A 20,525-nucleotide genomic window follows, 5' to 3' on the forward strand; every position below is an offset into this window, starting at 1 on the left:
AATCGGCTTGACTCTCATGGGCGCCTCTGGAATCTATAAGAACATAACAGGAACAACTAATCGAAGGCAGATCGACATGGCAACCAGCGCCGTGGCGCGGGACGTCGTTTTTGCCCTGCGCCAGAAGATAGCGAAGATCGAGGGCACGCTGCCCGAACTACTGGTGTTGCCCTCCGACAGCACAGCGCCTTCGGGCATTCTTGTGCGTCGCAACGGCCTGGCATCGTCGCGCGATTTCCTCCTGCCCACCGGCGTCGAACGGCTCGACGAAACCCTGGGCGGCGGGCTGCCGAAGGCTGCGCTGACCGAAATCCATGGTACCCAAACGCGCAATGCGGGGGCTGCCGCAGGCCTGGCCCTTTGCCTTGTCAGCCTCATGATCAAGGCCAAGCCGGGTGCACTGGTGCTGTGGATCGGCACCGCCGAAATCTTCAGGGAGGCGGGACTTCCTTATGCGGGGGGCCTGGAATGGCTTTTCGGCCTTGCGCCGGAGCGCCTGCTTATTGCCGAAGCGCCCAAGCCTACCGATGCGCTGTGGATCGCCGAAGAGGCCGCGCGCATCGACGAGCTGACCGCCGTCATCGTCGAGTTGCGCGGCAACCCGCGCGGGCTTGATCTCACTGCCACACGGCGGCTCCACCGCCGTGCCCAGGAGGCTGGCCGTCCGGTGCTTCTGCTGCGCCAGTCGGCCGAGCCGGAACCGACCGCAGCACCCGTCCGCCTCATCGCCTCGCCGGCGCCGGCCTCGCTTCGGCGCACGCTCGCTGGTCCGCTCGCCGGCTCCATCGGCCCGCCCGCCGTCACCGTCGAAATCGGCAAGAGCCGCGCCGCACTTGCCGGCAAATTCATTCTGGAATGGAACCCAAATGCACACACCCTCGCAGAAAGAAGAGATGAGTCCGTCCCAGAGAATCGTGTCGCTGTGGTTTCCCCATCTCGCGGCCGAGCGGATCCTGCGGCGGCGGCTGGGACGGTCCTGGCGTTCAGGCCCACGTCCGAGCCAGCCCCTGGTGATCAGCCATCGCGAGAACAACACCCAGCGCATCGCCGCCCTCGACGAGCAGGCTGAAGCCCGCAGGCTGAGGCCGGGAATGGGCATCGCCGAGGCGCGCGCCATGCATCCCGACATCGATATCGTCGAGGCCGATCCCGAGGCTGACCGCCGGCTGCTTGAAAGCCTCGCCGACTGGTGCGACCGCTACACGCCGCTTGTCGCGATCGAGGGTGAAAGCGGGCTGTTCCTCGACATCACCGGCTGCGCCCATCTTTTCGGTGGCGAAAAGGCCCTGCTCGCCGATCTGATGGCACGGTTTTTCCATCAGGGTTTCGACGTGCGTGCGGGCTTGGCGTCCACGCCTGGGGCGGCGTGGGCCGCGGCGCGTTTTGCTGCCGGCCAGATCATTGCGCCGGGCGGCGAGCGCAATTTCTTCGCCCGCCTGCCGCTATCGGCGCTGCGGCTCGATCCGAAAACGAAAACAAGCCTCGAAAGCGTCGGACTGCGCACTGTCGGCGCGATCATGGATGGGCCGCGCGCACCGCTTGTCCGGCGTTTCGGCGCAACGCTCATCGAGCGGCTCGACCAGGGCCTTGGGCGTCTGGAGGAGGCGGTTTCGCCGCGCCTGCCGGTCGCACCCCTTTCGGTCGAGCGGCATTTTGCCGACCCGCTTTCGCTGATCGAAGATGTCGAGCGGCTGGTCGGCCTGCTTGCCGCGACGCTCAAGGTCGATCTCGAGCGTCGGGAGGAAGGCGCGCGAAGGCTTGAGCTTTTGCTGTTCAGGGTCGACGGCATGGTCAGCCGCATCACCGTCGGCGCCTCTCGGCCGATCCGCGAACCCGCGCTGATCCGAAAGCTGTTTCATGAACGGCTGACAGCGCTTGGCGAGACCATCGATGCCGGCTGCGGCTTCGATCTCGTGCGCCTGTCGGCACTCTCGACAGCCGGCTTCGATGCGCGCCAGGGCGATCTTGCCGGCGAGGTCGAAGATGATGGCGAAGGGCTGGCGATCTTCGCCGACCGCGTGACGGCCCGGCTCGGCGAGGTAGCCGTCCTCGAGCCTGTTCCGGCTGAAAGTCATCTACCTGAGCGTGCCGCTACTGTGGTTTCTTATGCGCAGGAGGAAAACAGGAAGGCCTTCGCAAAGGCAGGCAAGGCGCGGCGCGGCACCGTCAGCCAGTCCGGCCGGCTGGAGCGGCCCATTCGTTTGTTTCGCTTGCCGGAGCCCATCGACGTTCCGCTGACCGAGGTGCCCGATGGTCCGCCGCCGCATTTCCGCTGGCGCCGTGCCGTGCATCGCGTGACGCGTGCGGAGGGGCCGGAACGCATCGCGCCCGAATGGTGGCGCGAGGGGAACGAGGCGCCAACGCGGGATTATTACCGGGTCGAAGATGCCGATGGTCGTCGTTACTGGCTCTACCGGCAGGGCCTCTATGGAGCTCAGGCAGCGGCCCCGCGCTGGTTCCTGCATGGGGTCTTCGCATGAAGATGGTCGCTGCCATGAGCTACGCCGAGTTCGGCATCCAGTCGAATTTTTCCTTCCTGCGCGGTGCATCCGCGCCGGAAGAGCTGGTCATCGCGGCGAAGTTTCTGGGGCTTTCGGCGATCGGCCTTGCCGACTGCAACACTGTCGCGGGCACCGTGCGCGCCTGGAAGATGGCCGACACTGAAGGGCTCGCCTATCACCCCGGCTGCCGCCTGGTCTTTGCGGACGGCACGCCCGACATTCTTGCCTATCCGCAAAACCGCAAGGGCTGGGGCCATCTGTGCCGCATGCTCACCCAGGCCAATACAAGGCCTGAAAGCGAAAAGGGCGCCCCGCTTCTTTATCGGGACGACCTTTTCGAGTGGGGCGACCTGCTGTCGCTCGCGGTGCTGCCCGACGTCACGGTTGCCACGGAAGACGATCTGGCGCTTCTGCGCAGCCTCAAGGAACGTTTCGGTGCCTCCTTGTGGCTCGCGGTCGCCCCGAATTTCGGCGGCAATGATCGCTTCAGGATCGAGCAGGCCGTTGCCATGGCAGCGATCACCGGCCTGCGGCTGATGGCGACCAATGATGCGCTCTACCACGCGCCGGCCCAGCGCCCGCTGCATGACGTTCTGACCGCAATCCGTCTCAATGTGCCGGTCACCGAGGCGGGGTTCGAATTGAAGGCGAATGCCGAACGGCACTTGAAAGGGCCTTCGGATATGAGCCGGCTTTTCCGGAGGCATCCCGAGGCTCTGGCCGAGACGCTACGCTTTGCCGAAAGTCTGCATTTTTCGCTGAAAGAGCTCAAATACAACTATCCCGACGAACCCACGGAATCAGGCCTCGAACCGCAGGCGGAACTGGAAAGGCTGACATGGGAGGGGGCGAAAAGGCGCTACCCGGATGGCGTTCCGGAGAAGGTGCAAGGCATCATCCGGCATGAGCTCGGCATCGTCGAACAACTCAATTACGCCCGCTATTTCCTCACCGTGCATGACATTGTCCAGTTCGCCCGCTCGAAGGATATATTGTGCCAGGGGCGCGGGTCGGCGGCCAATTCCGTCATCTGCTTTTGCATCGGCATCACCGATGTCGGGCCAGACATCGTCGATGTCCTGTTCGAGCGCTTCATTTCCGTCGAACGTGGTGAGCCGCCAGACATAGACGTCGATTTCGAGCACGAGCGGCGCAGCGAGGTGATCGAGTTCATCTACGAAAAATACAGTTCCAAGCGCACCGCGCTCGCGGCGTCCGTCGTTACCTATCGCGGACGCTCGGCCCTGCGCGAGGTCGCCAAGGCGATGGGCCTGTCGGACGATGTCAGGGGTGCTTTGTCGGGGTCGATCTGGGGCTGGTACTCATCCGAACTTGGCGAGAAGGAAACGACGGCCGGCGGGCTCGACAAGACCGATCCGCTGACCCGGCACGTGATCGAGCATGCCAACAACATCATGGGTTTTCCGCGCCACCTGTCCCAGCATGTCGGCGGCTTCGTCATCACCCGCGACCGGCTCGACGAGATCGTGCCGATCGTCAAGACGGCGATGGACGAGCGCAAGATGGTCGAGTGGGACAAGGACGACCTCGACGCCGTCGGTATCCTGAAGGTCGATATACTGGCGCTCGGCATGCTGACCTGCCTGCGCAAGGCTTTTGGCTTGCTGACGGAAAAATATGGTGTCCACGACAAGCATGGCCGGCCGCTCGAGCTGGCAACGCTGCCGCCGGAGGACCCGAAGGTCTACGACATGATCTGCCGCGCCGACACGCTCGGCGTTTTCCAGATCGAGAGCCGGGCGCAGATGTCGATGCTGCCGCGCCTCAGGCCGCGCGAATTCTACGACCTCGTCATCGAGGTGGCGATCGTGCGGCCCGGGCCGATCCAGGGCGACATGGTGCATCCCTATCTCAGGCGCCGGCAAGGCAAGGAAAAAGTCGAGTTCCCTAAAAGGGAACTCGAAGACATCCTCGGCAAGACGCTCGGTGTGCCGCTGTTCCAGGAGCAGGCGATGAAGATCGCCATCGTCGCCGGCGGTTTTTCGCCCGGCGAGGCTGACCAGCTCCGGCGTGCCATGGCCACCTTCAAGCGCACCGGCACCATCGGCAATTACCGCGACCGCATGGTCAAGGGCATGGTCGACCGCGGTTACGAGCGCGACTTTGCCGAGCGCTGTTTCAAGCAGATCGAGGGCTTTGGTGAGTACGGCTTTCCCGAAAGCCATGCCGCGGCCTTTGCGCTGCTCGTCTACGCCTCCTGCTGGTTCAAGGCCTATTATCCCGACGTCTTCTGTGCGGCGATCCTGAACTCGCAGCCGATGGGCTTCTACCGGCCGGCACAGCTGGTCCGCGACGCCGAGGATCATGGCGTCGAAATCCGTGCCGTCGACATCAACCGCTCTGACTGGGACTGCACGCTCGAACGCTCCGGCTTCGATCCCAAGCGGATTTTTGCCCGCCACGCCGGAATGCGCGACGTCATCAAGACCAGTCACGCCGTTCGGCTGGGTTTCCGCCAGATCAAGGGTCTGGGCGAGGAGAAGATGAAGATCTTCGCCAAGCGGCGCGGCAAGGGTTACCAGTCGGTGCGCGATGTCTGGCTGCGTTCCGGCCTCAATGTCGGTGAGATCGAGCTGCTCGCCCAGGCCGATGCCTTCCGCTCGATCAATCTTGACCGGCGCGAGGCGCTATGGGCAGTGCGTGCGCTCGACGGCAAGAGTGCAGCCGAAATGCTGCCGCTGTTCGACCAGCCCGAGGTTCATTTGCCCGATAACGAACCGCAGATGCTTTTGCCCGCCATGCCGCTCGGCGAGCATGTCATCCACGATTACCGTTCGCTCGGTCTTTCGCTGAAGGCGCATCCGGTGGCCTTCCTCAGGCAAAGGCTGGACAAGGCCGGCATCACCCCGAATGGCCGGCTGCATCAGGTGCCTGATGGCAGGCGCGTCTCAGTGGCAGGGTTGGTGCTCGTTCGCCAGCGCCCGGGCAAGGGCAATGCCATTTTCCTGACATTGGAGGACGAAAATTCGGTCGCCAACATTATCGTCTGGGCGCGGGTCTTCGAACGCTTCCGGCCTGTCGTCATGGGATCGAAGTTCATCCGCGTCAGCGGCAAGCTGCAGACGGAATCGGGCGTGATCCACATCGTTGCCGACAAGATGGAGGATTTGACGCACTGGCTCGCCGCCATGTCGGAAGAGATGCAAATGTCAGCGGATGAAAAGGCGCAAGCAGCACTTGGCCAGGCAAGTGGTACCAGGCAAAGCGCCGCTGTAAAAGCCGCCAAAGACCCGCGTGTCGTGCAGAGCTATGAAAGGCTTGCCCGCAAGGCCAGCAGCGTCATGCCCAAGGGGCGCAATTTCCAATGACAGAAGGTGCGAGGTCAGTCCGTCGGCGAGGTTTTCCTGGGCGCAACCTCGGTGTCGAGAATCTGCCGCGCCTCGGAAGGCAGCATGACCGGGATGCCGTCGCGGACAGGATAGGCGATGCGCGCGAGCCGGGACACCAGCTCACCACGCTCGGCGTCCCAGGTCAGCGGCCCCTTGGTCAGCGGACAGGCGAGCAACTCGAGCAGCTTGATGTCGATATCGCGCTTGTTTGTCGCCTCAGCCATCATTGCTCCCCAACCGGCCCTCGCTATTGCAGGCTCGATCCGAACTCGTCGTTTTCGCGTGCCAGCGTCATTTCGGTGATGGCGATCAACGTTTCGGCGCGGGTCTTGAGATCGGGTGCTTCAAGCAGCGCCTGTTTTTCGGCCGCACCATATGGCGCCATCATCGACAGCGCGTTGACCAGTATGGCGTTGTCGGCGCGGCTGACGCTTTCCCAGTCGGCCTCGAGTTCATTGGCCTGGAGGTACGTACGAAAGGCCCTGAGCAGGGCTGGCCGATCGACTTCGGCGCCGGCCTTGTCCTCGGTGAGGTCAGCTGCAAACGACGTGATCTTGCATTGCCTGAACGGCGTCTTGACCATCAGCTCCTGGGCAACGCGGAAGCGGCACACGCCCTGCAACGAAATCAGGTAGCGGCCGTCGCCGGTCTCGGCAAGCGAGGTGATGCGGCCGATGCATCCGACCGGGCACAGCGACGGCTCGCCGTCGGGACGCAGCGTGCCGTCGAGCGAGGGCTGGATCATGCCGATCAGCCGGGAGCCGGCCATCGCGTCGTCGATCATCTGGAGATAGCGCGGCTCGAAGATGTTGAGCGGCATGCGCCCGCCCGGCAAAAGCAGAGCCGCCGTCAGCGGGAACACCGCCAATGTCGTCGGCAGATCGCTGTCGAGCCGGTAATGCGCGTTCCCTGCCTGCATCTTGCCCTCAACTGGCTGCCACTCAATCTGGGATTGCTGCGGTCATACGCAAAGACCGCAGCGAGGTAGCCCTCACGAAAACAGCAATGACGACAGCTTGCGCCGGGTGGCAAGTGTCACCTCGTCGGTGAAGCCCCAGGCCTCGAACAGCTTGAGCAACTGTGCCCTTGCACCGTCCTCGTTCCATGTCCGGTCAGCCTTGACGATGGCAAGCAGATTGTCAGCCGCTTCGGCGCGCTGGCCGTTGGCGTTCTGGATCATGGCGAGATCGAAACGCGCCTGGTGATCGGCGGGGTTTTGCGCCAGCCGGCGTTCGAGTTCGGCGGAATCGCCAAGGGCTGCGGCTTCTTCGGCGAGCGCGATCTTGGCGCGGACCGAAACAAGCGCAGGGACCGATTTCTTGTCATCTGGCGCGCGAGCCAGCACTTCGGTTGCGCCCGCGACATCGCCGGCCTCAAACAGGATGTCGGCGAGCGCAGCGATGGCGTCGACATTGTCGGGTGCCTGCTCCAGCACGGCATCATAGATCTGTGCAGCCGTCTGCAGGTCGCCTGCGCCGCGTGCTTCGGCAGCAGCTGCGAGTGCTTCGGCGATTTGCGGCTGGCCGCCATCCTTGCCTGCGATCTTGTCGATGAAGTCGCGGATCTGGCTCTCGGGAACGGCGCCCATGAAGCCGTCAACCGGCTGGCCGTTCTTGAAGGCGATGACGGCGGGGATCGACTGGATGCCAAGCTGGCCGGCGATCGCCGGATGATCATCGATGTTCATCTTGACGAGCTTGACACGGCCGCCAGCGGCCTGGACGACACGCTCGATCACCGGGGTCAATTGCTTGCACGGACTGCACCAGGGCGCCCAGAAATCGACAAGCACCGGTTGGTTGCGCGATTCCTGGATGACGTCGGCGCTGAAAGCGGCGGTCGTCGTGTCCTTGACGAGATCGGCTGCCGGTCCAGCACCATTGGCGGCGGCAGCGCCAAACTGCACGTTGGTGGCGTACTGGCTGCTCATGCCGCCGAAGGGATTGGTTTCGTTGCTCATCTTCACTCTTCCGGTGTGTCGTTCTCGCATGCAGCCCGTTCGACCGCGCGGCTGTCAGGCAACCATGTGGCGATCAGCCCGAGACTTTCAAGATAACAGCATCGTGGCCGGTTGCCTCTACGAATCGCAACAGGTCGCCGCTGGCGATTGAGGTTGTGGCTTCATTGGTCAGCGGGTGGGCGTTGATCATGGCGTTTTCCATCAGGGTACTGTCCAGCACCAGCTTCACCTTGCCTGAGGTGTCGTTGATCAGCCCGAAGACGGTGACCGAACCCGGCGCCACGCCGAGCAGTTCCATCAAGGCCTCGGGCTTGCCGAAGGAAACCCTGCTCGACGCGCCGATCAGCTGATGGATCTGCTTGAGGTCGACGCTCGCCTCTTCGTCCACGGTGACGAGAAAGAAGTTGTCCTTCTTGTCCTTGAGAAAAAGGTTCTTGGTATGCCCGCCGGCGATCGTGCCGCGCAGCGCCTGAGAATCGGCGACCGTGTAGAGCGGCGGGTGATCGTGCGTCTGGACAGTGATTCCGAGGGTGTCGAGGAAGGCCAGAAGCTCAGCCCTGGTCTTGGGATTCGTCGCGCCGGTCATGCAAGCCTTCGCCAAAAATTGCTGGGTGGCAGGGTTTATGGGCAATGGTCGTGACCAAGACAAGCCCGCCTTGTTCATCCACAGGCGTGGTTCGGCGGAAATGCAGGCTTTCCCGTGCGTCAGCAAAATTGCAAAAAAACTTCTCGTTTTCCCCGTTGCATTCGCGGCGGGCTTCGGCCATATAGGCGTCGTTGCGGCGACGAGCCGTGCGAGCGGGTGTAGCTCAGGGGTAGAGCACAACCTTGCCAAGGTTGGGGTCGAGCGTTCGAATCGCTTCACCCGCTCCAGTTTTCCCAAGGGAAAACCAACACCAAAAACGGCCACCTTCGGGTGGCCGTTTTGCTTGGCGCCATGTCTCACAGTCCATTCGAACCTGTTTGCTAGCTTTCACGGCATGCCCGGCCGGGCGGCGATTTTGACAATATTAGCCGTACCTCATAGGCTTCTCGAATTCAGTAGCTGTCGGCTCGTAGCTGGCAAGGCGATGAGTCGAACTGTTCCCGACGAAATCCGGAGGAGCGCTGAAGCCTTTCGGCGTTCCAGGCAAGGTTCGGCAACGAGATGAACCCGGCGATCATGGCGCTGCCTTTGGCAGTTTTCACCTTTTCCGCAGCAATCGCGGACGAGAAGGATTTTCTCGAAACCCTCTCGGGGAATTGGCACGGCTCGGGTCAGATACGGCTGAAACCCGAAGCGATGGAGATGGCCGTTTCATGCAATCTCGACTCTCGCGCTGACGGTGCCGAGTTCAAGCTCGATGGTGCCTGCCGGGCAAAGGCTGTCTTTTCGCGCCATATCGGTGTCGATCTGATTGCCAACGGCCAGCATTATTCCGGTTCGTATCTGGGTTCCGTGCACGGCCCTGCTGAGCTTACCGGTACGCGCTCTGGCGATACGCTCAACCTCAAGGTCAGGTGGCCGGACAGGGGCTCTGGTCCGCGCGTGGCAAGCATGCGGGTGGCGAACCTGGGCACGGGGCGCATGCGGATCGTGACCGTGGAGGCGCATCCCCGCACTGGAGTGCAGGTGGAGACGGCGCGGATCGAGTTCAGCCGGAACTAGGGAAAGGGCTTCGAAGCCTGTGGAATCGCCTGGCCGAATCCGCGTGCATTGATCAACGAGGCACTTTGAGGGATAGTTGGGCTGCGTGGTTCAGGAGCCTCGGGCGTATGCGTACACCGGTTGCCAACCAGATCAGGAAGCGCAGGGCCGTCTCTGACGCGCTTGGCCGCCACAAGGTTTTCGTCAGTTCAAGGCTGTTTCGTGGTGACGGCCAAACCGTTTCCCGGGTTCTGGTTTCCGGCCAGTACTACGACGTCAACGACGCCTTGCTCGACAAATTGATGGCCGGTGCGACGCCCAGAGAGCTGGAACTCGAACCTGCGCCCGATGACGCGGGCAGCCTGCGCTAGGCTGGGATGGCAGCGGAAAAGCTTCGCAACTACCGGCAAAAGCGCGATTTCTCCAAGACGCGCGAGCCGCGCGGCGTCGAGCAGGGCGGCGAAGGCAACCGCTTCGTCGTGCACAAGCACCATGCCACAGCCGATCACTACGATCTGCGCCTCGAACTCGATGGCGTGCTGAAGAGCTGGGCGGTGCCGCGCGGGCCCTCGCTCAACCCAGCGGACAAGCGCCTCGCTGTCGAGACCGAGGATCATCCGCTGGACTATATCGATTTCGAAGGGCTCATCCCCGAAGGCGAATATGGCGGCGGGCCGATGATCGTGTGGGATGCGGGGGTGTGGGCGCCGATGGAGGATGCGGCGACGGCACTGGAGAAGGGCGCCTTCAAGTTCCGGCTATGGGGGGAAAAGCTCAAGGGCGGCTGGATGCTGGCCCGGCTGAAGCCGAAGCCAGGCGAAGACAAGCGCAACTGGCTGCTGTTCAAGGAGCACGACCCGGCCGCCGACGAAAGCATCGATATTCTCGAGGCGAGCCCCGAAAGCGTGAAGTCGGGGCGGCGCATCGAGGAACTGGCGGCGCCGCCGAAGACGCGGCCGTCGAAACCCGAAGATATCAAGCCCGGAAAGCTTGCCGGTGCCGTGAAGGCGCCGATGCCGGCGCGGATCGAGCCGCAATTGGCCACGGCCTTGCCGAAGCCGCCCAAGGACGAGGGCTGGCTGCACGAGATCAAGTTCGATGGCTATCGCACCATGGTGCATCTCGCTGACGGGGCGGCAAGGCTGATCACCCGCAGCGGCATCGACTGGACAAAACGTTACGGCAAGCTGGCGCAGGCCTTCGCCAGACTGCCTTGCAGCGACGCCGTCATCGATGGCGAGATCGTCGTGCTCGACGACAAGGGCATCAGCCGGTTTGCCGCCTTGCAGGACGCGCTTGCCAGCGGGCACGACGAACTTCTGGTGTTCTACGCCTTCGACGTCGTGCATCTCAACGGCTGGGACTTGAGCAAGGTTACGCTCGACAAGCGCAAGGGCCTGCTGGAGCAGCTTCTTGCCGGTCATGTCCACGCCCAGTCGGCGCTGCAGCTCAGCGGCCATGTCACGGGCGACGGCCAGGCGCTCTACGACCGGGCAACCGAGATGGGACTTGAAGGCGTCGTGTCCAAACGGGACTCGGCGCATTACACGTCCGGACGCTCGCATAGCTGGACCAAGACCAAGGCGCTGAAGAAGGATGACTTCGTCATCGCCGGCTACACGACATCTCAGGCGGCTGAAGGGCTGGCAGCGCTTGCACTCGGCGAATGGGTCGATGGCGAACTGCACTATCGCGGCAAGGTTGGAACCGGCTTCGACGCTGAGACGTTGGTGACATTGCTGCACCGGCTGGAAGGCTTGCGCGAGGGTGCGGCAAAGCTCGATGGAGCGCCAAAGGAGGTGACCCCGGTGCGGCCCGTGCTCAATGCCCGTATCCACTACGCCAATCGCACGACCGACAATTCATTGCGGCATGCGGTGTTCAAGGGGCTGCGCGAGGCGGAGCTGTCGGAAGCACCCCAGGCCCCGCGCAAGCGGCTGATCACCGACGCCGACCTTGCCAGCATCTCGATTACCAACCCTACACGCCGGGTTCTCGGCAAGTCAGGGCCGACCAAGCTCGATATCGCCGTCTATTATGCCGCCGTCGGCGATTTCATGTTGCCGCACATCATGGGACGGCCGGTGTCGCTGTTTCGCTGCCCGACCGGACAACAGAAGGACTGTTTCTTCCAGCGGCACGCCTTTTCGGGCATGCCGCCGACGATCGCCTCATTCGAGACAAAGAACTCTGACGACGAAACCAAGACCTATATTTCGGTGGAGGATGCCAAGGGGTATCTGGCGCTGGCGCAGTTCGGCGTCGTCGAGTTCCATGTCTGGGGCGCGCTTCGCAAACGCTTGGACAAGCCTGACCGGATCGTCTTCGACCTTGATCCGGGTGAGGGCATCGGCTGGCGCGAGGTGGTCGAGGCGGCGGTGCATGTCCGCGACGAACTCGCGAAGATGGGCCTGGTGCCGTTCGTCAAGACGTCCGGCGGCAGCGGCATCCATGTGGTCGTGCCAACGACGGGCAAGCTCGGCTGGAAACCGTTCCACCAGGCAAGCGGCCAGATCTCGTCGCGGATCGCCGCGACAGCGCCCGACACCTTCACCACGGTGATGGGCAAGGACAACCGCAAGAAACGCATTTTCATCGACTTCCACCGCAACGCGCGCAGCGCCACTGCTGCGGCGCCTTATTCGCTTCGCGCCCGCACCAACATGCCGGCTTCGACCCCGCTGAGCTGGACGGATCTCGAGTCCATCGACGCTCCTCAGGATTTGAACTATTCTTCGCTTCCCGGACTTGTGGCCAGGTCCGGCGATCCCTGGGCAGACATATCCGATCATGCCCGGGACTTGCCGGCCGAGGTCATCGTCAAGAGTAAGTCTTGACCAAGAGTATGTCTTGAGTTGTGTCGCGTAGGAGACAAGCATGGCACCAAGGGCAAGTTGGAAGGGATATTTGAAGCTCAGCCTCGTCAGCTGCCCGGTACGGCTGTACCCGGCGACGAGTTCGAGCGAGCGCATCAGCTTCAATCAGCTGCACAAGGAAACGCATAACCGGATCAACATGAAGCCCGTCGACCCGGAGCTTGGCCTTGTCGAGCGCTCCGACCTCGTCAAAGGCTACGAATACGAAGACAAGAAATACGTGGTCATCGACGAAGCCGACATAGACAGCGTCAAGATCGAATCCAACCACACCATGAACATCGAGGCTTTCGTCGACGAAGATTCCGTCGACGTGATCTACCAGGATGCGCCCTACTATCTGGCGCCCGATGGCGCGATGGCCGAAGAGACGTTTTCGGTGCTGCGCGAGGCGCTGCGCAAGTCGGGCAAGCTCGCCATTGCCCGCCTGGTTCTGTCGAGCCGCGAGCGCGTGGTGACCATCGGCGCGCGCGAGAACGGCATGTTCGTCTGCACGCTGCGCAACCCGAGCGAAGTGCGCGGCACGGCCGAATATTTCGGCAACATTCCGGCTGGCAACCCCGATCCCGAGATGCTCGAGCTTGCCGAAGCGCTGATCAAGCAGAAGCTGACGACCTTCGATCCGAAGAACTACGAGGACCGCTACGAAATCGCCTTGATGAAGATGATCAAGGAGAAGCTGAAGGGTCACAAGCCGATCATCGCGGCGGCGCCCGAGCGCGGCAATGTCATCAACCTGATGGATGCGCTGAAGGCCAGCCTGGGCCAGGCCAAGCCGCCGGCCAAGAGCAAGACCAAGGCCGAACCGGCTGAGAAGCCGGCTGCCAAGCTTACCGCGGTTGCCGGCGGCAAGGCTGCGAAGAGCAAGAAGTGAAGGAGGCAGCCGGCAAGATCTTCGGCCTGGTGGGGGCGCTCGCAGCCTTCCCAAGGCGGCTAGCCGCACGGGAGGTGGTGCGGCAGGGCGGCGAGCTGCAGCACGGGGTTACGCGGCGAACGACGCATGTCGTGCTCGGGCGGACATGGCTCGGCAAACTTGACGAAGCGAAGCTGGAGGCCCGGATCGACGCGGCATCGGTCTCCGGTCGTCCGGTGCTCAGCGAGAACGGCTTTCTTGGCATCCTCGGCCTGCTGGAGGTAGCAGAGGCGCCTGCAATGACGCGCCAGGCGCTGATCGACCAGTCGCAGATTTCGCCTCGCGCCTTCGATCTTCTCGCGCTGTTCGACGCCTTCGAAAACCCCGCCGAACCCTATGCCTTCCGCGACCTCATCCTTGCCAAGAAATATGCCGGGCTTTTGGCGGGCGGAGCGACGTGGAGCGCGATCGCAAGGTCGGTCCATCGCTCTGGGCCAGTATCGTCGCTCACTGCATTGTCGCTCCATGTCGACGGTCGCGACACGATCTATGCGCGCCTGGGTGAGGACCTGGCCGAACTCGACGGGCAGCGGCTGCTGCCCCTCGGACGTTTCGACGATGCCGAGCTTGAAGACATTTTCGCCCTTGCCGAGGAGGCGGAGGAGGACGGCCGTTACATGGAGGCGGCTGCGCTCTATGGGCGCTGCCTTGCCTCCGATCCGAGCGACAGCGTGGCGGCCTTCAACCGGGCAAACTGCCTGCGTGCGGCCGGCCACGGCCAGGAAGCGATGCAGAGCTATCTCAGGGCGATCAAGCTCGATCCGAAATTCGTCGAGGCCTGGTTCAACCTCGCCGGCCTGTTCGCCGCGCAGGGCAAGGCGCATACGGCCCGGCGGCATCTCAAGAAGGCGGTGGCGCTCGATCCATCCTATGCGGATGCCGTGTTCAACCTCGCCAACCTCGAATATGAGGCGGGCGACCTTGCCGAAGCCAGGCGCTGGTGGTCGCTCTACCTTGAACTCGACAGCACCTCGGAATGGGCGAGGACCGCGGCCAAGGGCATCCAGTATGCCGACCTCCACCTCAGGGAACGGACGGCAAGCTAGATGGGCGTGAACTTTCTTTTCGACGGTCCCGAAGACGCTGATATCACCTTGCTTCTGGCCCATGGCGCCGGTGCGCCGATGGACTCGGCTTCGATGACGGCGACGACCAATGCCCTCGTTTTGGCCGGCTTTCGCGTGGCGCGTTTCGAATTCGGCTACATGGCGGCCAGGCGTACCGAGGCCGGTCGCAAGCCGCCGCCAAGGGCGGAGACGCTGAACCCCGAATACAAGGCAGCGGTCGAGCAGCTCGGCGCCAAGGGGCCGCTGATCATAGGCGGCAAATCGATGGGTGGGCGTGTTGCCAGCATGATTGCCGACGAGCTGTTTGCGTCGGGCAAGATCGCCGGGCTTTTGTGCCTGGGCTATCCCTTCCATCCGCCGGCCAAGCCCGAGCAGCTGCGTACCGGGCATCTTGCGGGGCTAAAGACGCCGACGCTGATCGTTCAAGGCACGCGCGACGAGTTCGGCACGCTTGAAGAGGTTCCGAATTACGAGCTGTCAGACAGCATCGAGGTGCTCTGGCTCGAGGATGGCGACCACGATCTCAAGCCGCGCAAGAGCATCTCGGGTTTTTCCGCCGCCGACCACCTGAAGACCTTGGGCAACGCCGTTTCGGCATGGGCCGCGCGGCTCGCCTGATCCCCGGATGAAGATCGCCACGTTCAACATCAACAACGTCAACCGCAGGCTCGACAACCTGTTGGCTTGGCTGAAGGAGGCCAAACCCGACGTGGTGTGCCTTCAGGAGTTGAAGGCGGCGGATGCGCAGCTGCCGCGATCCGCCATCGAGGCGGCCGGTTATGGTGCCGTGTGGCTGGGACAGTCGACCTGGAACGGCGTGGCGATCCTTGCCCGCGACACTGATCCGATCCCGACCCGGATGGAATTGCCCGGCGATCCCGACGATCGCCAGAGCCGCTACATCGAGGCGGCGGTCAACGGCGTGCTGATCGCATCGCTCTACGCGCCCAACGGCAACCCGCAACCGGGGCCGAAATTCACCTACAAGCTGGCCTGGCACGCGCGGCTTGAGGCGCACGCGGCCACGTTGCTTGCCGCTGACGTTCCTGCCGTGCTGGCCGGCGACTTCAACATCGCTCCGGAGCCCCGCGACGTCTATGCGACCAAGTCCTATGACGGCAATGCGCTGGTCCAACCCGAAAGCCGCATCGCCTTCCGGCAGCTGCTCGACCAGGGCTGGACCGACGCCATCCGCAAGAAATTTCCCAGTGATACGGTCTACACCTTCTGGGACTACAGGCGCAATCGCTGGCCACGTGACGCAGGCCTCAGGCTCGACCACCTGCTGCTCAGCCACAAGATGGCCAAGCGCCTGACAGGCGCTGGCGTGGATCGCGAGGTACGTGGCCGCGACGACGCGAGCGACCACGCCCCGGTGTGGATCACCACGAAATAGGGCGGTTCAGTTGACCGGTTTCGGTTCCGGGAACTGCCACTTGCCGTCGAGAATTTCCTGGCGCGGGCGATAGAGGCGAACGGTGTAGTTCCAACCTTTCATGATCGGCAGGCAGTTGGCGATCTTGCCGTCGCAGCCGCCGAACTGGATGGCTACCCATCGGCGCCCTTGCGGCGGTGACGTTGTTGACCGAATAGGCGTCGTAGGGGTTCTTTTCGAAATAGCCCTCGGCATTGTAGAGGCTGACCGACCAGAACGCATCGACGGGAACGTCCTTCACGTCGAGTTTATGAACGGTCGTACCGTTGTTGTTAGCCGGCGTAACGTTGAGATACGTCGCGTCCTTGTCGGGATTACCGCCCATCCGGCTGCGGTCCCGATCAGGTGCCTGACGGGGTCTGCCTCCTGCTTGGTGCCGAACGCCTTGCTGAAGTCGGGTATGGTGGTGGCGAGGACCAGCAGCGCAGCGCGGACCTTTTTCTGGCTCGCCTGATCCCAGTTGGGAGCTTCGAATGTGCCGGGGCTTGCCTGCTCGGTCATTATCCCTGGTGCTCAGTTGACGTGTTTCAGCGGTGGGGCCGTCCACTCGCCGTCCAGTGCGTCCGGCTTCGGCCAATAGAGCCGCAACGCCATGAAGAAGGGGCCTGTGGGTGCGGGCAACCAGTTGGCTTGCTTGTCGGTGCCCGGGCTGTCGTGCTGGATGTAAAGGGTCACGCCACCGTCGGCGTCCTTCTTGAGATCCGGCACCATTGCCGAGTTGATCAGGTAGCGGTTGAGTTCGTTGGCGTAGAGCAGGCTGGCCGGCAGCTCGTACAGGGTGAGCGACCAGAAGGCATTGGCCGGCGGCAATTTTCCGGGTTCGAAGCGCAGCGTATATGTGTTCGCTCCCGAGAGCGGCTTCTTTTCCTCGTCGACGAAGTAGGCCGGGTAGATCGCCTCGTCCTTCGAGTTGCCGTAGATGCCCAGCACGGCTCCCGCCATGCGCGCCATGTAATTGCCGTTGAGGTGCTCGCGCGTTCCAAAGGAATCGGCACTCGACAGCTTGCCCGTGTCGAGCTGCGTTTCCTTGTATTGCTTGAACGCGGCCCAGGCGTCAGCCATGCCGTCGGTCACGGCCTTTTGCGTCTCGGGGGGCAGGGCCTTGAAGTCGAAGGTCTTGCCCGCGCCGATGTCGAGCTTGGCGAAGCGCGCCATCAGCTCCGTTTCGGAGGGGTTGGTCGGAGCAAACTGCAAGATGAAATTCAGGACGTTGAAGAACTCGGGCGACTTCTTTTCTTCTTCAGCGCTGAGCGGTTTCATGAAGTCGACGGCCGGTGCAGCAGGAGGCGAGGGCTGGCCAAGGAATTTCGACAGCGGTTCTACCTTGTAGCCGGCCTGGATCTTCTTGACGTTGTCGATGTCGGCCGGATTGAACAGCTGTGTGCGGTAGAGCACGAAGGCGAATTCGGTTTCCGAGCGGATCACGCCCTTGATGCCGGGAGGTGTTTCGCCTTTCCAGTTCGGGCCGGCGAGCAGGAAGCTGCCTGCTTCGTTGCCGGTCGCGCGGCTGCCGACATAGGCGAAGTTGAAGGTGTACTGGTCGATGAACTGGAGCGAATAGTAACGCTCCTTCTCGATCGCCGGCACGGTGAACACCAGGGGTTCCGCCCGCAGATCGGCGCCGACATAGGAATAGGGCGTATCGGAGTTGGGCGACTGGATCGCCTTGTCGTCAGGAGTGTAGACCCGCGCATTGTTGAAGATCGTGTTGAACGGCGCCTTGAATTCGGGACCGCCCGTATCGACGAAATAGGAATGCTGGACGCGGTAATTGTCGACCAGCGGGAAGCCGTAGACGGTGGCCTCCTTGGCGATGGCGCGTGCCTCTTCCGGTGCGAGCGCCTGCGCTTGGCCCTTCGCGGGAAGAATGGCGGCGATGGCGGCCAGACCTGCAGCGAGGAGCCAGGCGAGCGCCCCGTCACCAATCTTGAATCCAGGACGCCGAACGAGCGCCTCCGAAGTTGGAGTACACGATGTCATGACGTCTCCCCAAGCTGCTACAGCACTGAATTGCTAACATGCCTCCGGCATGCTCGCCAGCCAAGCTAGTTCGCCTGAAATCAGCTTGTCACCCCCATGCCGGATCGTTCATTCCTCCAAGGTTACGGTATCCTTGCGCGCCCAACGCAAAAAGGCGGCGCACGAGGCGCCGCCTGTTCGTCGGTTCGATGTCTTGGCGTCAGTTGGCGGCCGGCATCTTGCAGTCGGCGGCGTAGCTGTCGCTATGGGCGGTCAGCACCTTGCCATCGGTCTTGAGCACCATCTTGCCGTCGGCCCCCTTTTCGGCCTTCAGCGAATACCAATCCTGCACCGGGTGCTGGTTGGGGCCGAACTTGAACGAGCCGCGCACCGAGGGGATTTCGGAGGTCAGCAGCGCGTTGCGGAAGGCAGGCAGGTCGTCGACGCCTGACTTTTCGAGGCCCGTGCCGATCAGCAGTGCCGCATCGTAACCCTGGGCGGCGTAGTAGGTGATCGGGCGGTCACCGAATTTGGCGCGCCATGCCTCGACGAAGGCCTTGTTGACCGGATTGTCGAAATCGTCGTTCCAGTGGCTGGTGACCTTCACGCCCGTAGCGGCGTCGCCGACCGCCTGGACGATGACCTGGTCGAGGGAGGCTGGATGGACGACCATCGGGATGTCCTTGAGCAGGCCTGCCTGCTGGTACTGGCGCATGAAGGCGATGCCAAGGCCGCCGGGCTCGAACTCGTAGACAACGTCCGGCTTGGCGGCGCGGATCTGCGCCATCTCGGCGGCGAAATCGGTCTGGTCGAGGCCGGTATAGGTCTCGCCGACAACCTCGCCCTTGTAGAAGCGCTTGAAGGCGCCCATCGTTTCCTTGCCGGCCTGGTAGTTCGGCGCGATCAGGAAGGCCTTCTTGTAGCCAAGCGACTGGGCGAGTGCGCCAGCACTTTCACCCTGGCTGTCGTCCTGCCAGGAGCTGACGAAATAATTGGGGTGGCATTCCTTGCCGGCAAAGGTCGCGGACGCGGTGTTGGCGCTGACATAGATCGCGTCGCCATCCAGGATGTCGGGCAGCGCGGCGAAGGCGACATTGGCGAACACCATGCCGGTGAACAGCTTGATGCCTTGCTCGGACAGCATCTTGTCGGCGATCTGCTTGGCGTTGCCCGGCTTCAGGCTATCGTCTTCGACCACCAGTTCGACGGTCTTGCCGCCGAGTTGGCCCTTGTTGGCATCGATGGCAAGCTGGAAGCCATCGCGGATGTCCTGGCCGAGATAGCCGGCAGGCCCCGAAAGCGTGGTGATCATGCCGATCTTGAGCGGGTCCTCGGCATAGGCCGCGCTTGCCGACAAGGCCAGAAATGCAGCCGACAAAATTCCCTTGAAATGCATAAGGTCAGTCCCTCCAGGTGAATGTTCTCCGACCGGTCCGGTGCGGCCGCCGCGTCTCCCGATCGCGGTTTTGCGCGGCACCCTTGCGGCCGGTGGACGTAATAAAACGGGGATGTCGCAGCGATGCGCGCGATCAGGACATTGAGCGCACATGCGCGGGCCTTGGCACCAGTCCAGAGATCGCAGGCACAACACGCTGCTCCTCCACGGTGTTGTCCAACCGCAAAACTTGGCGCAATCGCAGGCGTGGTAAATGGAAAATTCGTCGCCTGGACATGACGAGCAGGAATATCGGCTGATCGCTGATTGCTAATGCGTCATTGCGCGAGGTCGCGGGCGGTGCGCCGCAGCGTCTCGACCAGCACCTCGGCGGCGGGAGACAACCGGGCATTGGTGCGGGTGGTGATGCCGATCGGCATGGCGGTGGCGCGCAATGTCACCGGCAGGATGGTGATGGCGCCGGAGGCGGCCTCGCGGCGCGCGACCTGGGCGGGGAAGACGCCGAGATAGTCGGCGTCGATCAACAGCCCGCGGTTGGTCAAAAGCGATACGGAATCCACCGCATGCGGCGGCGGCTCGAGCCCTTCCTCGCGGAAGGCGATGTCGATCTGACGCCGCAAGCTGGTTTCCTGCGGCGGCAGGATCCATTCCCAGCCGATCAGGTCGGCCAGGCTGACATGCTTGCGCTCGGCGAGCGGATGGCCGCGGCGGGCGACAACGCAGGCGATGTCGTCCATCAGCACCTCTTGCACGACGTTGAGCCGGTCTCGCTGTTCGGACAAGCGCCCCACCACCATGTCGAGTTCACCGGCGCGCAAGGCGGGGATGAGCACGTCGTTGGTGCCTTCGACGATCTTGACCACCAGCTTGGGCCGCTCCTTGCGCAGGCGGGCAATGGCCGTGGGCAGCAATTCGGCCGAGGCCGAAAGCAGCGTGCCGATGGCGACACGGCCGCCGGTACCGTCGCGCAGGTCGGCGAGATGCTCCTCGGCATGGGCAAGCTGTGTGATGACGAGACGGGCATGCTCGGCCAGCGTGTCGCCAAACATCGTCGGCACGACCCCGCGATTGGTACGGTCGAAGAGCCTTGCCTTGGTCAGTGCCTCGATTTCCTGCAGCGCCTTGGTGACGGCGGACTGGGTCATGTTCAGCCGCTTGGCGGCGCGCACGAGGTTGCCTTCCTCGACGATGGCCACGACCATGCGCAGATGGCGGATGGTCAGGCGGCTGGTGACAAGTTTCATCGCGGCATCATCCTCCCAAATGACGATTGTGATTTTGATATTCCAAATCCTCATAGAAATATCCAGAGAATTCACTTGTTTGAATTTCCATTCACTGGGACCTTGCCACGAGGAAGGGCTGGCGGCGTGAGGAACGTTGCCGGCTCATGGAGGTATTTGGGCCTGAGGTCGCACTTTGCGACCCGCGCAGCGGACGT

At 63.0% G+C, this 20,525-nt stretch carries 18 protein-coding genes, 1 tRNA gene and 1 pseudogene; 11 read left to right on the forward strand and 9 right to left on the reverse strand.

Annotation, left to right across the window (positions count from 1 at the left end; genetic code table 11):
* Positions 1-76: 76 nt before the first annotated feature.
* From C8K44_RS27835 to C8K44_RS02160, 3 genes are read left to right on the forward strand one after another with little or no spacing between them, the layout of a single operon-like run.
* Positions 77-1,069, forward strand: coding sequence for a hypothetical protein (locus C8K44_RS27835; RefSeq protein ID WP_109574122.1), 993 nt, complete (start codon positions 77-79; stop codon positions 1,067-1,069).
* On the forward strand, positions 1,011-2,480 hold the full coding sequence (locus C8K44_RS02155) for a DUF6504 family protein (RefSeq protein ID WP_109574123.1): 1,470 nt from the start codon (positions 1,011-1,013) through the stop codon (positions 2,478-2,480). The genes C8K44_RS27835 and C8K44_RS02155 overlap by 59 nt, the downstream gene beginning before the upstream one ends.
* On the forward strand, positions 2,477-5,830 hold the full coding sequence (locus tag C8K44_RS02160; RefSeq protein WP_109574124.1) for an error-prone DNA polymerase: 3,354 nt from the start codon (positions 2,477-2,479) through the stop codon (positions 5,828-5,830). The genes C8K44_RS02155 and C8K44_RS02160 overlap by 4 nt, the downstream gene beginning before the upstream one ends.
* A gap of 14 nt (positions 5,831-5,844) precedes the next feature.
* Here C8K44_RS02160 and C8K44_RS02165 read toward each other — a convergent pair whose 3' ends face one another.
* The 5 genes from C8K44_RS02165 to C8K44_RS27240 all read right to left on the reverse strand — a co-directional run bounded on the left by C8K44_RS02165 (position 5,845) and on the right by C8K44_RS27240 (position 8,578).
* Positions 5,845-6,075, reverse strand: coding sequence for a Trm112 family protein (locus C8K44_RS02165; RefSeq protein WP_109574125.1), 231 nt, complete (start codon positions 6,073-6,075; stop codon positions 5,845-5,847).
* Positions 6,076-6,098: 23 nt separating this feature from the next.
* The gene (locus C8K44_RS02170) at positions 6,099-6,770 is read right to left on the reverse strand and encodes an LON peptidase substrate-binding domain-containing protein (RefSeq protein ID WP_109574126.1); all 672 of its coding nucleotides are present in this window, start codon (positions 6,768-6,770) and stop codon (positions 6,099-6,101) included.
* Between the two features lie 72 nt (positions 6,771-6,842).
* Positions 6,843-7,811 carry a thioredoxin gene (gene trxA / locus C8K44_RS02175; protein ID WP_109574127.1) on the reverse strand — a complete coding sequence of 323 codons (969 nt, stop codon included), beginning with the start codon at positions 7,809-7,811 and terminating at the stop codon, positions 6,843-6,845.
* Between the two features lie 73 nt (positions 7,812-7,884).
* Positions 7,885-8,397: a prolyl-tRNA synthetase associated domain-containing protein gene (locus C8K44_RS02180; RefSeq protein ID WP_109574128.1), complete on the reverse strand. Its 513-nt coding sequence runs from the start codon at positions 8,395-8,397 to the stop codon at positions 7,885-7,887.
* Positions 8,363-8,578 carry a hypothetical protein gene (locus tag C8K44_RS27240; protein ID WP_146203901.1) on the reverse strand — a complete coding sequence of 72 codons (216 nt, stop codon included), beginning with the start codon at positions 8,576-8,578 and terminating at the stop codon, positions 8,363-8,365. The genes C8K44_RS02180 and C8K44_RS27240 overlap by 35 nt, the downstream gene beginning before the upstream one ends.
* Before the next feature lie 31 nt (positions 8,579-8,609).
* Here C8K44_RS27240 and C8K44_RS02185 point away from each other — a divergent pair.
* From C8K44_RS02185 to C8K44_RS02220, 8 genes are all read left to right on the forward strand, one after another.
* A tRNA-Gly gene (locus tag C8K44_RS02185) sits at positions 8,610-8,684 on the forward strand.
* Positions 8,685-8,958: 274 nt separating this feature from the next.
* Positions 8,959-9,459, forward strand: coding sequence for a hypothetical protein (locus C8K44_RS02190; protein ID WP_109574129.1), 501 nt, complete (start codon positions 8,959-8,961; stop codon positions 9,457-9,459).
* 107 nt (positions 9,460-9,566) lie between these two features.
* A complete protein-coding gene (locus C8K44_RS02195) occupies positions 9,567-9,809 on the forward strand; it encodes a hypothetical protein (RefSeq protein ID WP_109574130.1) in 243 nt (80 codons plus the stop codon).
* Positions 9,810-9,815: 6 nt separating this feature from the next.
* A complete protein-coding gene (ligD, locus tag C8K44_RS02200; RefSeq protein WP_109574131.1) occupies positions 9,816-12,275 on the forward strand; it encodes a DNA ligase D in 2,460 nt (819 codons plus the stop codon).
* A gap of 40 nt (positions 12,276-12,315) precedes the next feature.
* Positions 12,316-13,188, forward strand: coding sequence for a Ku protein (locus C8K44_RS02205; RefSeq protein ID WP_109574132.1), 873 nt, complete (start codon positions 12,316-12,318; stop codon positions 13,186-13,188).
* Positions 13,185-14,273: a tetratricopeptide repeat protein gene (locus tag C8K44_RS02210; RefSeq protein WP_109574133.1), complete on the forward strand. Its 1,089-nt coding sequence runs from the start codon at positions 13,185-13,187 to the stop codon at positions 14,271-14,273. The genes C8K44_RS02205 and C8K44_RS02210 overlap by 4 nt, the downstream gene beginning before the upstream one ends.
* Positions 14,274-14,912 carry an alpha/beta family hydrolase gene (locus tag C8K44_RS02215; protein ID WP_109574134.1) on the forward strand — a complete coding sequence of 213 codons (639 nt, stop codon included), beginning with the start codon at positions 14,274-14,276 and terminating at the stop codon, positions 14,910-14,912.
* 7 nt (positions 14,913-14,919) lie between these two features.
* On the forward strand, positions 14,920-15,690 hold the full coding sequence (locus C8K44_RS02220; RefSeq protein ID WP_109574135.1) for an exodeoxyribonuclease III: 771 nt from the start codon (positions 14,920-14,922) through the stop codon (positions 15,688-15,690).
* A 6-nt stretch (positions 15,691-15,696) separates the two neighbouring features.
* Here C8K44_RS02220 and C8K44_RS02225 read toward each other — a convergent pair.
* The 4 genes and pseudogenes from C8K44_RS02225 to C8K44_RS02240 all read right to left on the reverse strand — a co-directional run.
* Positions 15,697-16,221, reverse strand: a pseudogene (locus tag C8K44_RS02225) (DUF1214 domain-containing protein); the annotation flags it as partial.
* A 21-nt stretch (positions 16,222-16,242) separates the two neighbouring features.
* Positions 16,243-17,709 carry a DUF1254 domain-containing protein gene (locus C8K44_RS02230; RefSeq protein ID WP_109574136.1) on the reverse strand — a complete coding sequence of 489 codons (1,467 nt, stop codon included), beginning with the start codon at positions 17,707-17,709 and terminating at the stop codon, positions 16,243-16,245.
* 199 nt (positions 17,710-17,908) lie between these two features.
* A complete protein-coding gene (locus C8K44_RS02235; RefSeq protein ID WP_109574137.1) occupies positions 17,909-19,084 on the reverse strand; it encodes an ABC transporter substrate-binding protein in 1,176 nt (391 codons plus the stop codon).
* Positions 19,085-19,401: 317 nt separating this feature from the next.
* Positions 19,402-20,328 carry a LysR family transcriptional regulator gene (locus C8K44_RS02240; RefSeq protein WP_109574421.1) on the reverse strand — a complete coding sequence of 309 codons (927 nt, stop codon included), beginning with the start codon at positions 20,326-20,328 and terminating at the stop codon, positions 19,402-19,404.
* Positions 20,329-20,525: the final 197 nt, after the last annotated feature.

Source organism: Aminobacter sp. AP02 (assembly GCF_003148805.1).
In the GTDB taxonomy this organism is placed as follows: Bacteria; Pseudomonadota; Alphaproteobacteria; order Rhizobiales; family Rhizobiaceae; genus Aminobacter.

Coding starts and splice junctions, on each gene's coding strand:
- C8K44_RS02240 (WP_109574421.1), bottom strand. CDS start 20,328: ATGAAACTTGTCACCAGCCGCCTGACCATCCGCCATCTGCGCATGGTC.
- C8K44_RS02235 (WP_109574137.1), bottom strand. CDS start 19,084: ATGCATTTCAAGGGAATTTTGTCGGCTGCATTTCTGGCCTTGTCGGCA.
- C8K44_RS02170 (WP_109574126.1), bottom strand. CDS start 6,770: ATGCAGGCAGGGAACGCGCATTACCGGCTCGACAGCGATCTGCCGACG.
- C8K44_RS27240 (WP_146203901.1), bottom strand. CDS start 8,578: ATGGCCGAAGCCCGCCGCGAATGCAACGGGGAAAACGAGAAGTTTTTT.
- C8K44_RS02195 (WP_109574130.1), top strand. CDS start 9,567: ATGCGTACACCGGTTGCCAACCAGATCAGGAAGCGCAGGGCCGTCTCT.
- trxA (WP_109574127.1), bottom strand. CDS start 7,811: ATGAGCAACGAAACCAATCCCTTCGGCGGCATGAGCAGCCAGTACGCC.
- C8K44_RS02180 (WP_109574128.1), bottom strand. CDS start 8,397: ATGACCGGCGCGACGAATCCCAAGACCAGGGCTGAGCTTCTGGCCTTC.
- C8K44_RS02230 (WP_109574136.1), bottom strand. CDS start 17,709: ATGACATCGTGTACTCCAACTTCGGAGGCGCTCGTTCGGCGTCCTGGA.
- C8K44_RS02205 (WP_109574132.1), top strand. CDS start 12,316: ATGGCACCAAGGGCAAGTTGGAAGGGATATTTGAAGCTCAGCCTCGTC.
- C8K44_RS02215 (WP_109574134.1), top strand. CDS start 14,274: ATGGGCGTGAACTTTCTTTTCGACGGTCCCGAAGACGCTGATATCACC.
- C8K44_RS02165 (WP_109574125.1), bottom strand. CDS start 6,075: ATGGCTGAGGCGACAAACAAGCGCGATATCGACATCAAGCTGCTCGAG.
- C8K44_RS27835 (WP_109574122.1), top strand. CDS start 77: ATGGCAACCAGCGCCGTGGCGCGGGACGTCGTTTTTGCCCTGCGCCAG.
- ligD (WP_109574131.1), top strand. CDS start 9,816: ATGGCAGCGGAAAAGCTTCGCAACTACCGGCAAAAGCGCGATTTCTCC.
- C8K44_RS02190 (WP_109574129.1), top strand. CDS start 8,959: ATGAACCCGGCGATCATGGCGCTGCCTTTGGCAGTTTTCACCTTTTCC.
- C8K44_RS02160 (WP_109574124.1), top strand. CDS start 2,477: ATGAAGATGGTCGCTGCCATGAGCTACGCCGAGTTCGGCATCCAGTCG.
- C8K44_RS02220 (WP_109574135.1), top strand. CDS start 14,920: ATGAAGATCGCCACGTTCAACATCAACAACGTCAACCGCAGGCTCGAC.